This is a genomic window from Bradyrhizobium sp. ISRA442 (genome assembly GCF_038085055.1).
In the GTDB taxonomy this organism is placed as follows: Bacteria; Pseudomonadota; Alphaproteobacteria; order Rhizobiales; family Xanthobacteraceae; genus Bradyrhizobium.
On the sequence record NZ_JALGCN010000019.1, the window covers coordinates 1 to 12,530 of the forward strand.

Below are 12,530 nucleotides of genomic sequence, written 5' to 3' on the forward strand. Positions count from 1 at the left end.
GAGGGCAGCGGCGTTTGCGGCGAGGTTACTCCGCCGTCTGCTCCCTCCCATCTCGTCGTCGGTGTAGGCGTGCCGAATGGCTCTCAGCCCTGCCGGAATCCCATCCGGAAGGCGCCCCAGTGCCTGCCGCAGACTGTGATCGGCGAGGACAAGTCCTTCATCAGCACGAACTGCCCGCCGCCCATGTCGCGACGGTAGGTCTGCAGCAGGAAAGGCTTGGTGTTGGCCGCGACCTTCTTCACCGCGCGATCGGTGAACAGGCGGCGGTTGCGGCAATTGGCGTTATTCCAGACCGGGTCCTTGCCCTGCGGCAGGCGGTAGTTCGGGTTGTGGGTCGGCAGGTAGCCGCCTTTGGCCCAGGCGACGCAGAACACGATGCGAGAATCGGATTTCTGAATCGGATCCTGGATCGCGGGCAGCACGCGATCGGTGAAGTCGACGTAGTTGGTGAGATACTGCTTGGGATCGGTGCCCGGAATCTCCCGATAGGTCTCGTCCATGAGCTGGTCGAGCGTGATCTCGCCGCGATCGATCGCGGCCTCGAACTCGGCCGAGATCCGTTTCGCGGTGTCGACGACGACGCGGATCAGCGGCGCGTCCGACGTCTCTACGCCGCTGTCGGCGATCAGCGCGATCAGGCCCTCGGAGATGTCGAGCAGCTTCGCCACCCGCTCGTCGGCATATTTGAGATCGCGGGAGGAGAGGTCGACGCCCTTGGCGAGCTCATCGAGCTCGCTGATGACGGTGTCGCAATGGCCGAGATTGGAGGTCGCGGCACGCGCGACGCTGTCGATCTCTGCTTCGACGGAGGCAAAGCCCTGCTGCACGCGGGTGATGATGCCGGAGATCTGCTGGGCGCCTTCGCCGGCGGTCTTCGCACGCAGCGAGGCGTCGCTGCTCTCGCCGATCAGACCTTCGATCTGGCCGTCGAGATCGCGCACGGTGTCGGAGATCTGATGCGTGGCCTGGCGGGTCGCCTCGGCGAGACTCTTCACTTCGCTCGCGACCACCGCGAAGCCGCGGCCGGCGCTACCGGCGCGCGCCGCTTCGATGGTGGCGTTGAGCGCGAGCAGGTTGGTCTGCTTCGCGATCGCCTCGATCGAGCCGGACACTTTCGCAACCTGCGCCAGCGCCGCGCCGACCGCGCTGAGCCGCGCCTCGATCCGCCCCACAGCCGCGACGAGCTCCGAGATATGGCTGACCGCGGTCTCGACCGCATGGCGCGACTGGGCGATCTCGCCGACGGCTGCGGAGGTGGTCGACTGCACCGCCTGCGACGCATTGGCGATGTCGTGATTGGCCGAGACCATCGTCTCGGCGGTCTTCTGCAGGTGATGAAACCGTTCCGACTGGTTCTCGACGCGACTTGCGACTTCCTGGACGTTGCCGGCGATGTCGGCGAGTTCCACGCCGAGACCGCCGATGCGGTCGGCAAGCTGGTCGATCAGTCGTTCGGCCAGCGTGCGATTGGATCCGGTGTCCAGGACTGCAAGTTGTACGACGGACATGTTCGATGAGTCCTCCAGTCAGAGCCGTTCGCCGGCCCCACGCGGCATTCCCATTTCAATTCCGACGTAAAGGGTGATTCGCGTCAATTCCGACGTAATGGGTGATTCGCGCTTCGGCGTCTTGCCTGAGCGTGCACTCAGGCACGATGAATCGTTATCGCGCTCCAGGTTTTGTTTGAGCATGATCTCCGCGCAACCGCTTCGCGTTTATCGCGAGAGAAAGCCGCTCCACACTTTTTGCGCTGGCGCGGCCCGCCTTGTTCGGATCATGCGCTAGAGTTTGTAGGCCGTCCTGAATCCGCCCCAGTGCCGGCCCTGCACGCGGATCGGGACGTCGATCTCGCGCATCATCACGGTATTGCCGTTCCCCATATCGCGCGCATAGCTCTGGATCAGGTACGAGCGCAAGTTGCGCGCCGCGGCCAGCCCTGCCGGATCGTTGAAGATGCGCCGGTTGCGGCTGTTGGCCGTGTTCCAGGCAACGTCGCCCGGCCGCTGCGGGTGCGAGTAGATATTGTTGTGCACCGGCAGGAAGCCGTTGCGATCGACCATGGCGCAGAACACCATGCGCGGCTCCCTGGCGAGAAAGGCTTCCTGGAACGGCGGCAGCGCGCGGTCGGCCCAATCCAGATATTTCGTGCGGTATTGCTGCGGATTGGTCCCGGTGATTTCCGCATAGTCGGTGTCGAAGAGGTCGTCGATCTTGACATCGCCGCGCGCGATCGCTTGCTCGAAGATCTTCGTCAGCGCGTTGCCCGCTTCCATGGCGCGGGTGACGAACTCGGTATTCTCCTCATGGATCGACCACAGCCTGTCCTCGATCTTCTCAGCTAGCACAGCAGCAGGGCTGACGAATTGCGCGCGGGCGCCGGCCTTGGACTGCTCGGTCACGCGCAGGCGGCAGGCGCCGACGCCTTCGAGCGTGCCATCGATCACCGCGTGCAGCGCGAGTCTTGCGGCGTCGGCACCGCCGATCAGCACGCCGTCCATCGCGATTTCGTAGACCGGCATCACGCCGCGTGCGCTTTCGAATTTGAGATGGCAGGGCAGCCGCTCGGTCCTGCGACGATCGTCGTGCTCGCTCTGCCTGAGCAGAACCGCGCAGCGCGACTTCAGCTTGTGCGCGAACGTGGTGACGGCCTTGCCGGCGCTGGCGACGTTCTCGCCATGGGTCTCGGCCGCCTTGGTCGCGGCGTCGATCTCGGCCGCGCTCTCGCCGACCGCGACGATGAATTGCGACGCGCTGGCGGCGTTGTCGGAGACCTCGCTGGTGGTCGCGTTCTGCTCGGCCACCGCGCCGTCGACGGTCTCGAACACGGGGCGGATCGCTTCGATCGCCTGCGAGATGCGGTGCACCGCATCGGCAGAACTGGCGGCGTCCCTTTGCAGCGCGTCGATCTTCCTGGTGATCTCTTCGGTCGCGCCCTGCGTCTGCACCGCGAGCGCCTTGACCTCGGTGGCGACGACCGCAAAGCCTTTCCCTGCCGCGCCGGCGCGCGCGGCCTCGATGGTCGAGTTGAGCGCGAGCAGCGTCGTCTGCCGCGCGATCTGCGCGATCAGGTTGACGACGTTGCCGATCGCGGCCGAGGACTCGCGCAGGCGGTCGACATTGGCGCGGGCCTCCTGCGCCGCGGCGCTGGCCTCGTCGGCGAGCTTGCCGGCCGCGCGGACCTGCGCGCCGATTCCTAGCGCGGACTGAGTGAACTTGTCGGCGGCCTCAGCGAAGGTGGATGCGGTCGACTGGGCGGCGTTGGTGCGTCCGGTCAGCGCATCCGTGCGAGCACGGATGGTGGCAAGTGTCGCTGCGGTTGCCTCCGCGCCACCGGCGACAGAATTGGCGGCACGTTCGAGCTGGCGAATCATGGCGCCGAGCTCGAGCTCCAGCAGTTCCAGGATTTCCCGGGCCGAATCGCCCTCGGTCTGGATCGGTTCGCTGACGCTGGTGGGCTCAGCGGCCTGTGCGGCTGCCGCGGCCACATCCGGCACACGCTTCCGAAAAAATGCGAACGCCATCGGGTCACTCTTGTCGGTGGACGGGCGGAGGCTATTTTCGCAAGCTGGAATGAAGTCAGGGTTAACGATGCCTCACCTCTAGGCATGATCCCTCTACGATATTACCTTAAAGGATGTGAGACCCTTTCATTCCGGTGGGTTGGCGGCCTATAAGGCCGCGCTTCCCACCCTCATTGGCGGACGACCCCAAGAGACCACTCGAAGAGACCACGCATGGCCGGACACTCCCAATTCAAGAACATCATGCACCGCAAGGGGCGGCAGGATGCGCAGAAATCGAAGATCTTCGGCAAGCTGGCGCGAGAAATCACCGTCGCGGCCAAGCTGGGGACGCCCGACCCCAACATGAACCCGCGCCTGCGCGCCGCCGTGATCGCGGCACGCCAGGAGAACATGCCGAAGGACAATATCGAGCGCGCCATCAAGAAGGCGATCGGCAGCGACGGCGAGAATTATGACGAGATCCGCTACGAGGGCTATGGCCCGGGCGGCGTCGCCGTCATCGTCGAGGCGCTGACCGACAATCGCAACCGCGCCGCTTCCGACATTCGCTCCTTCTTCACCAAATCCGGCGGCAACCTCGGCGAAACCGGCTCGGTCTCGTTCATGTTCGACCGCACCGGCATCATCGAATACGACCGCAGCGTCGCCTCCGACGACGCGGTGCTGGATGCCGCGATCGAGGCCGGCGCCGACGACGTGATCTCAAGCGAGAGCGGCCACGAGATCTACGCCTCGACCGAAAGCTATCGCGACGTTGCCAAGGCGCTGGAAGCCAAATTCGGCGAGCCGCGCAAGGCCGCGCTGATCTGGAAACCGCAGAACACGGTGTCGGTCGACGACGAGACCGGCGAGAAACTGCTCAAGCTGATGGACCTGCTCAACGAGCATGACGACGTCCAGAACGTCTACGCCAATTTCGAGGTCTCGGACGCGCTGATGGCGAAGATGGGCGGGTAGGCCAGTCCGCCCGTCCCACACTCTGCTCATCGCCCGCGAAGGCGGGCGAACCAGTATTCCAGAGGCGCCAGAGGGATACGGAGAAGCGGGGTATGACGGCATGTCTTGTGGTGGCACTCAACCACGAGACCATACTTCCCCTGTTATTTCCGTTCTGTTTCTGTTTCCCCCATGGCGGCCAGCCGCTATCACTGGCCGATGACCGCGCTCCCGATTCGCCAACCCATCCGTATCATCGGCATCGACCCCGGCCTGCGCCGTACCGGCTGGGGCGTGATCGAGGCTGAGGGCAATCGTCTGGGCTATGTCGCCTGCGGCTCGGTGGAACCGCCGGAGGGATTGCCGCTGTCGAGCCGGCTGCTCGCGATCCATGAGGGGCTTGCCGCGGTCTTGTCCGACCACAAGCCGATGGAAGCTGCAGTCGAGCAGACGTTCGTCAACAAGGATGGCGTTGCGACGCTGAAACTCGGCCAGGCCCGCGGCGTCGCCATGCTCGCGCCTGCGATGTTCGGTATCACCGTCGCCGAATACGCGCCGAACCAGGTGAAGAAAACGGTGGTCGGCGCCGGTCACGCCGACAAACACCAGATCGCGATGATGCTGAAGATATTGCTGCCGAAAGCCGAGCCGCCGTCAGCGGATGCCGCCGACGCGCTCGCCATCGCCATCACGCACGCCCATCATCGCCAGAGCACGGCGCTAAGGCTGAAAGTGGTGGGAATATGATCGGCAAGCTCAAGGGCCTGATCGATTCCTACGGCGAGGAGTTCGTCATCCTCGACGTCGGCGGTGTCGGCTATCAGGTGCACTGCTCGACGCGCACGCTGCAGCACCTGCCGTCGCCGGGTGAGGCCGCGGTGCTGTCGATCGAGACCTATGTCCGCGAGGATCAGATCAAGCTGTTCGGCTTCCGCACCGACCAGGAGCGCGAATGGTTTCGCCTGCTCCAGACCGTGCAAGGCGTCGGCGCCAAGGTTGCGCTCGCAGTGCTCGGTACGCTGTCGCCGGCCGATCTCGCCAACGCGATCGCGCTGCGCGACAAGGCCGCGGTGTCGCGCACTCCGGGCGTCGGTCCGAAGGTCGCCGAGCGCATCGTCACCGAATTGAAGGACAAGGCGCCTGCCTTCGCCAATATCGATCCTGCCGTCGTACACCTCGCCGGCGTCGTCGACGACCAGCGTGCGCCGCGCCCGGTGGCGGACGCGATCTCCGCGCTGGTCAATCTCGGCTACGGCCAGCCGCAGGCAGCCGCGGCCATCGCATCGGCCTCGCGCAGTGCCGGTGAAGGCGCCGAGACGGCGCAGTTGATCCGGCTCGGGCTGAAGGAGCTCGCGAAGTGAGCGACGCGAAAGCCTCCCGCATGGTCTCGCCCGAGCGCCGCAGCGACGATGTCGGCGACACCGCGATGCGTCCGCAGTCGCTCACCGATTTCGTCGGCCAGAAGCAGGCGCGCAAGAATCTTTCGGTGTTCATCGAGGCGGCGCGGAAGCGCGGCGAAGCGTTGGACCATGTGCTGTTCGTCGGCCCGCCCGGCCTCGGCAAGACCACGTTGGCGCAGATCGTGGCCAAGGAGCTCGGCGTCGGCTTCCGCGCCACATCAGGCCCCGTGATCGCCAGGGCCGGCGATCTCGCCGCGCTCCTCACCAACCTCGAAGAGCGCGACGTGCTCTTCATCGACGAGATTCATCGCCTGAGCCCTGCGGTGGAAGAGGTGCTCTATCCTGCGATGGAGGACTTTCAGCTCGACCTGATCATCGGCGAGGGCCCGGCGGCGCGCTCGGTCAAGATCGAGCTGTCGAAATTCACCCTCGTCGGCGCCACCACGCGCGCCGGCCTTCTCACCAATCCCTTGCGCGATCGCTTCGGCATTCCGGTCCGGCTCAATTTCTACACGATCGAGGAATTGGAAAGCATCGTCACCCGCGGTGCGCGCGTGCTCAATGTCGGCATGAGCCCGGACGGTGCCAACGAGATCGCGCGCCGCGCCCGCGGCACGCCGCGCATCGCCGGCCGCCTGTTGCGCCGCGTGCGCGATTTTGCCTCGGCCGCGAATGCCGACAGGATCGACCGCAAGATCGCCGATCACGCGCTCAGCGCGCTCGAGGTCGACGCCGCTGGTCTCGATGCGATGGATCGCCGCTATCTCACGACCATCGCGCTGAACTATGGCGGCGGCCCGGTCGGCGTGGAGACGATGGCCGCGGCGCTGTCCGAGCCGCGCGATGCGATCGAAGACATCATCGAGCCTTATCTCATCCAGTGCGGTTATCTGCAGCGCACCCCGCGCGGCCGCCTGCTCACCTCGCACGCCTTCCGCCATCTCGGCCTCACCGAGCCCAACCGCGATCCGGCGCAATTTGGCCTGTTCGGCACCGATCAGGCCGAGGACGACTGACTGCCGCAGTCACTGGATGCCTTGGCCGGGCGCGAGCGCTGGTGGCTTCTGCGCAGACGGTCTGCACAAAGGTGCAGATGGTCTGCACGAATGCACCCCAATTCCGCTCCAATCGGACCGCATCAAGGAGCCCGCATCACGACGGGCCTTCATGATCTCTCGGCGACATCTCATCCGTTCCATCGGCGGCCTCTCAGCCCTCGGCGTGTCGACCGCCGCCTACGGTGTCGGCGTCGAGCCGGTGCTGCGGCTTCGCGTCACCCGCTATCGTCCGACCCCGCGGCAATGGCCGGCGGATTTTCCGCTGAAGATCGCCGTGATCGCGGACATCCATGCCTGCGATCCCTGGATGTCGCTGGAGCGGATCGAAGCCATCGTCGACCGCACCAACGCGCTGAATGCCGATCTCATCGTGCTGCTCGGCGACTATGTCGCCGGTCTTCACCACGTGACGCGCATCATTCCGTCGAGCGAATGGGCAGCGGTGCTGTCAGGACTCAAGGCGCCGCTCGGCGTCCATGCCGTCATGGGCAATCACGACTATTGGGAAGACAAGACCGTGCAGCGCGTAGGGCACGGGCCGACGGTCGCGCATCGCGCGTTGGAGGCGGCCGGCATTCCCGTCTACGAGAATGACGTCGTGCGCTTGGCCAAGGACGGCCGCCCGTTCTGGCTCGCCGGCCTCGGCGATCAGCTCGCTTTTCTGCCGGCGCGGCGCTTCCGCGGCGCGGTGCGCTTCGGTGCCGACGATCTCACGGCGACGCTTGCAAAAGTGACCGATGACGCGCCGGTGATCCTGCTTGCACATGAGCCCAACATCGCGCCTCGCGTGCCAGCGCGGGTCGCGCTGCAACTGTCCGGCCACACCCATGGCGGGCAGGTCCGCCTGCTCGGCTGGTCGCCGGCCGTTCCGCCACAGCATGGCCTGCGGCTCGCTTATGGCCACTTTCGGCTGAAATGCGACGTCATCATCTCCGGCGGCCTCGGTTGCAGCATCATGCCGGTTCGGGTCGGTGTCCCGCCCGAGATCGTCGAGGTGACGCTGGGACGGGGACCGGCGATCGTGTAGCGCACGCTTGCGCGACCGGCCGTTTTTGCGCACAACGGACCGGTAGCGACAAGCGAAGAGGCTCGCGACGTGACAGCTCATCTCGACGGCGAGATCCGGGGCGGCCGCCACCACATGCAGGTCCGCGTCTATTACGAAGATACGGATTTTTCAGGCATCGTTTATCACGCCAACTATCTGCGCTTCATGGAGCGCGGGCGCACCAATCATCTGCGGCTGATGGGCGCCGAGCAGCAGGCATTGTTCGATCAGCCCGAGACGGAGGAGGCCGGCTTTGCCTTCGTCGTGCGCTCGATGCACCTCGACTTCCTCAAACCCGCGCGGATGGACGACGTCCTCGACGTCGTGACCTGGCCGATCGCGGTGAAGGGCGCGTCCATCATGCTGGCGCAGGAGGTGAGGCGCGGCGAGGATGTGCTGGTCAAGGCCGAGGTGCGGGTCGCCTTCATCAGCGGCGGGCGCGCCCAGCCGATCCCGAAATCGATCCGCGCGCTGATGAAGGCCGATGTGATTTCGTGATCGGGCGATAGGCAATGGCCTCTCGACACCAGCCGCTGCGGCGATAGATTCGCGCTCCCGTCAACCCGATGAGGCCGCCATGTCGCGTCCGCCGCTTCCGCCCTTCACGAGAGAGACCGCCGCGCAAAAAGCCCGCATGGCCGAGGACGCCTGGAATTCGCGCGATCCCGCGCGTGTCGCGCTCGCCTATACCGAGGACAGCCGCTGGCGCAACCGCTCCGAGGCCTTTCAGGGTCGCGAGGCCATCGTCGCGTTCCTCACCCGCAAATGGGCCAAGGAGCTCGACTATCGCCTGATCAAAGACCTCTGGGCCTTCGACGGCAATCGCATCGCGGTGCGATTCCAGTACGAATGGCGCGATGCAGGCGGCCAGTGGTACCGCTCCTACGGCAACGAGCAGTGGGAGTTCGATGAGCACGGCCTGATGAAGCGCCGCGAAGCCTCGATCAACGACATCGCGATCGCGGAGAAGGATCGCCGCTTCCACTGGCCGGCGCCGGGGCCGAGGCCTGCGGATGTGCCGGGGCTGGGCAGCGATCCGTTCTAAAGACGCAAAATAGGATGGCTCGCCGCATAGCGGCGAGACGGGTGAGAGTCTCTCTCCACGCATTACACTGGTGCATTTGAACTCGCGGATAGAGACCCTCCTCCCGCGCCATAGCCGAAGCTCCGCTTCGGCGTTCTCGTAAGAACGGCGGCCGGAGGCCTATGCCACCTTCTCCCACAACAAGGGGAGAAGGGAAGGCGATGAGAATAATGAGTAGCCGTTCTGGAACGGCGCGGTTTCCAATTCGTTCCTCAGAGTGCTTATTCGAGGAGGAAGAAAATGAGGACAATCATTGTTGCAGTTTCTGCCATCGCCCTCATAGGGACCGCGCCGGCCGTGTTTGCGCAAGGTGCCTCAAGCAATGCGCCGGGTCAGGAGATGCAAACCAAGGGGTCCAAGAAGGTCCACACGGGAGCATCGAAATACACTCCGGGACATAAGATGCATGCTATGGGTTCCAAGAAGGGCCATCCGGGTGCGTCCGGATATGCTCCTGGTCAAACCACCGGCGCGAGCACGAAGAGTGGCACGAGCACGAAGAGTGGCTACTGACGAGCAGTTCACGGTTGCCCAACGGCAAGAGCCGCCGCGGTCTCAACCGGCGGCTTTTTGCGCGTTCTGAGCAACCGGCGGAGTGCGCAGATATTTGGTGACAGTCAGCCCACCCGTGCGCGACGGCGACGGGAGAAGGGACGAGTGCCGTGCGGGGGCACGGCGCGAATTAGGAAGATGCCCGGCGCCTCGCGAGAAACCGCGTGATCGCGGCGCCGAGCTTTGCGCTGTCGAGCGGCTCGGCAAGCGAGGCCTTGGCCGTGGCAACGACAGCATCCGGTGCGTTGCCTTCGCGCAATTCGCAGCAGACATGGGCAAAATCCACGTCGAATTCTGGATGCGGCTGCACCGACAGCGTGGTGCCGTTGGCGTAGAGCAGGCCGGCATGCGGCGTGAAGTCGGATGAGAGGATCGTGCGGGCATCGCTGGGAGCCTCGATCACCTGATCCTGATGTGAGCAGGCGATGGCGAGCCGCTCGCCTGCAACAACGCCGTTGTTCGGTGTCACCTGGTAGACGTGCCGGCCGATGCCCCAGCCCTTGTCCGATTTGCGCACGGTGCCGCCCAGCGCTTGCGCGATGAGCTGATGGCCGAAGCAGACGCCGACCATCGGCGTTCCGTGCGCATGAGCGGTGCGCACGAATTCCTCGAGCGATGCGATCCAGTCGAGCCCGTCATAGACGCCGGCCGCCGCACCGGTGATCAGGATAGCTTGCACCTGGCCCGGATCGGGAAGGACCTCGCCATCGGGGATGCTGACGACGTCGAACGTGCTTGCGGGATCTGCGGCGCGGACCATGCGCGCGAACATGTCCGGAAACGAGCCGTGACGCTCGCGATATTTCCGGGGAACGTGTCCCGTCTCGATGATGGTGATGCGTGCCATGTGCCCTCGGATATGAGATTGTGCGTACCGTGCAAGCTCAGTCAGGTTTCGCCGCGAGTGGCATTTTGCTCTGCAGCAGCCTGCTCTCGTTGCGGACCTCGTTGAGGAAGGCCTTTGCCAGCCTCGACAGCGGTTCTGCCTCCGACCACAGCATGTAGGCGACCGCGTGGGTGGTCGGCGCGAAAGGGCGCACGACGAGGCCGCTGCCGCTGTTTTGCCGCGGCGAGAAGGGATCGACGACCGCTGCGCCGACGCCGGCGGCCGCGAGCACGCAGGCCGTGTTGCAGTAGCGCACCTCGACGGTCGGCTGGAACGGTGCACCGGCGCGGGCAAAGCTGTCGCGCACGGCTTCGCCGAGACGCGTGCCGCGCTCGAGCCCGATGAAGGGTAGCCCGGAAAGATCCGAGGCCGAGATCACCGGCTGATCGGCAAGCGGATGCTGCGGCGGCAGCACGCAGACCATCTCGCCGGTGTGGACCACCTCATGCGCGATTCCCGGGTGATGCGTCAGCCCGAGCGCAAAGCCGAGCTCGGCGACGCGGCTGAGCACGCCTTCGATGATGCCTTCATAGCGGCGGACGTCGAAGAACACCCGCGTCTCCGGACGGCGGCGCAGGAAGCCTGACAAAGCGGAGGGGATGATGCTGTAGGCAAGCGGCGGCGTCGCGACGATTGCCAGATGCCCGGAGCGGTTCTCGCGCAAATCACGCACGCGGTTCTCGAGCTTGGCATGCAGCGCGAAGATCGCCTCGCTCTCCTTGTACAGTGCCATCGCTTCCGCGGTCGGAAACAGACGGTTGTTGACGCGCTCGAACAGCGCAAAGCCCGCCTGTGCTTCCATCGTCTTCAACGCGTTGCTGACCGCGGGCTGCGACAGCGCCAATTCGTCCGCTGCCGCCACGGTGGTGCGATGGCGGATGACGGCGCGCAGAATCTCGAGCTGACGCAGGTTCATATAAATGCCGATTATACTCTGGGCCAAAAGATCATAGCAGAACGAATTGCTTTTGCAGCCCTGCTTGCCCGTAATGGCAGCAGATTTGCACGCTGTATCAAACAGTTCGTTCGCCCAACGAGGCGGCAGCGCGCATAGATTGGAGGCAGTTTTGGTTCGTGTTCTTCGCGCCGCCGCGGCCCAGATGGGGCCGACGCAAAAGGCCGATACGCGCGCGCATACGCTCGGGCGCATGCTTGCGCTGCTGGAGGAAGCGGCTGGCCGCGGTGCAAGTCTTGTGGTGTTTCCCGAGCTTGCCTTCACGACGTTCTTTCCGCGCTGGCTGCTCGAAGGTGCGGCGCTCGACCAATATTTTGAGCGCGCCATGCCGAACCCGGCCGTGGCAAAGCTGTTCGAGCGCGCGCGGGCCCTGCGCGTCGGCTTCTATGTGGGCTACGCCGAGCAGACGGCGGACGGCCGCCGCTACAATTGCGCTGTCCTGGTCGATCGTGACGGCGACATGCTCGGCCGCTATCGCAAGGTGCATCTGCCGGGCTCGGTCGAGCCGCGGCCAGGTGCGCGCTACCAGCAGCTCGAGAAGCGCTATTTCGAATACGGTGACCTCGGCTTTCCGGCCTTCCGCGCCGGCTCGGCTTGGGGCCACGCCATCATGGGCATGATGATCTGCAACGACCGCCGCTGGCCGGAATCCTGGCGCGTGCTCGGCCTGCAAGGCGTCGAGCTCGTCTGCATCGGCTACAATTCCGCCGCCTATGATCCCAATGGCGGGGTCACCGAAGACGCCGCACTCCGCACCTTCCATTCGACCCTGGTGACGCAGGCCAACGCCTACATGAACGCGACCTGGGCGATCTCGGTAGCCAAAGCCGGCGAAGAGGACGGCTCCGGATTGATCGGCGGCTCCTGCATCGTCGATCCCAACGGCCGCATCGTCGCGCAGGCGGAGACGCTGGCCGACGAAGTGATCGTCGCCGACATCGATCTCGACCTCTGCCGCCAGGGCAAGGACAAGATGTTCAATTTTGCCGCCCACCGGCGGCCTGAGCAATACAGGGTGATCACCGAACGCGCCGGCGTCATCGAGCCGGCCGTTCTCGACGCGGATTGATTCCAAACGGCCGGTCGC

Annotated in this window: 12 protein-coding genes; 8 read left to right on the forward strand and 4 right to left on the reverse strand. The window is 65.1% G+C overall.

All coding sequences use genetic code 11. From position 1 onward, the window contains the following. Window positions 1-83 precede the first annotated feature (83 nt). Window positions 84-1,508 carry a methyl-accepting chemotaxis protein gene (locus tag MTR72_RS29950; RefSeq protein ID WP_280966756.1) on the reverse strand — a complete coding sequence of 475 codons (1,425 nt, stop codon included), beginning with the start codon at window positions 1,506-1,508 and terminating at the stop codon, window positions 84-86. 273 nt (window positions 1,509-1,781) lie between these two features. Beyond that, on the reverse strand, window positions 1,782-3,521 hold the full coding sequence (locus MTR72_RS29955; RefSeq protein WP_280966755.1) for a methyl-accepting chemotaxis protein: 1,740 nt from the start codon (window positions 3,519-3,521) through the stop codon (window positions 1,782-1,784). Window positions 3,522-3,734: 213 nt separating this feature from the next. Between MTR72_RS29955 and MTR72_RS29960 the strand changes: the two genes are divergently transcribed. The 7 genes from MTR72_RS29960 (at window position 3,735) to MTR72_RS29990 (ending at window position 9,011) form a co-directional block, all read left to right on the forward strand. Then, window positions 3,735-4,481: a YebC/PmpR family DNA-binding transcriptional regulator gene (locus MTR72_RS29960; RefSeq protein ID WP_280966754.1), complete on the forward strand. Its 747-nt coding sequence runs from the start codon at window positions 3,735-3,737 to the stop codon at window positions 4,479-4,481. Between the two features lie 198 nt (window positions 4,482-4,679). Further along, a complete protein-coding gene (ruvC, locus tag MTR72_RS29965) occupies window positions 4,680-5,207 on the forward strand; it encodes a crossover junction endodeoxyribonuclease RuvC (protein ID WP_280971130.1) in 528 nt (175 codons plus the stop codon). Beyond that, complete coding sequence (gene ruvA / locus MTR72_RS29970) at window positions 5,204-5,821, forward strand: Holliday junction branch migration protein RuvA (protein ID WP_280966753.1); 618 nt, start codon at window positions 5,204-5,206, stop codon at window positions 5,819-5,821. Before ruvC ends, ruvA begins: the two co-directional genes overlap by 4 nt. 20 nt (window positions 5,822-5,841) lie before the next feature. Continuing rightward, the gene (gene ruvB / locus MTR72_RS29975; protein ID WP_280971129.1) at window positions 5,842-6,876 is read left to right on the forward strand and encodes a Holliday junction branch migration DNA helicase RuvB; all 1,035 of its coding nucleotides are present in this window, start codon (window positions 5,842-5,844) and stop codon (window positions 6,874-6,876) included. Window positions 6,877-7,027: 151 nt separating this feature from the next. Next, window positions 7,028-7,945, forward strand: coding sequence for a metallophosphoesterase (locus tag MTR72_RS29980; protein ID WP_280966752.1), 918 nt, complete (start codon window positions 7,028-7,030; stop codon window positions 7,943-7,945). Between the two features lie 69 nt (window positions 7,946-8,014). Further along, window positions 8,015-8,464 carry a tol-pal system-associated acyl-CoA thioesterase gene (gene ybgC, locus MTR72_RS29985; protein ID WP_280966751.1) on the forward strand — a complete coding sequence of 150 codons (450 nt, stop codon included), beginning with the start codon at window positions 8,015-8,017 and terminating at the stop codon, window positions 8,462-8,464. Window positions 8,465-8,543: 79 nt separating this feature from the next. Continuing rightward, complete coding sequence (locus MTR72_RS29990) at window positions 8,544-9,011, forward strand: nuclear transport factor 2 family protein (RefSeq protein ID WP_280966750.1); 468 nt, start codon at window positions 8,544-8,546, stop codon at window positions 9,009-9,011. Between the two features lie 721 nt (window positions 9,012-9,732). Here the strand turns inward: MTR72_RS29990 and MTR72_RS29995 are convergent. Continuing rightward, window positions 9,733-10,449 (reverse strand): type 1 glutamine amidotransferase, encoded by a 717-nt coding sequence (locus MTR72_RS29995; protein ID WP_280966749.1) that lies wholly within the window; start codon window positions 10,447-10,449, stop codon window positions 9,733-9,735. A gap of 37 nt (window positions 10,450-10,486) precedes the next feature. Beyond that, the gene (locus MTR72_RS30000; protein WP_280966748.1) at window positions 10,487-11,404 is read right to left on the reverse strand and encodes a LysR family transcriptional regulator; all 918 of its coding nucleotides are present in this window, start codon (window positions 11,402-11,404) and stop codon (window positions 10,487-10,489) included. Window positions 11,405-11,555: 151 nt separating this feature from the next. Here MTR72_RS30000 and MTR72_RS30005 point away from each other — a divergent pair, with 151 nt between their 5' ends. Beyond that, on the forward strand, window positions 11,556-12,512 hold the full coding sequence (locus MTR72_RS30005) for an N-carbamoyl-D-amino-acid hydrolase (RefSeq protein ID WP_280971309.1): 957 nt from the start codon (window positions 11,556-11,558) through the stop codon (window positions 12,510-12,512). The last annotated feature ends 18 nt before the right edge of the window (window positions 12,513-12,530 follow it).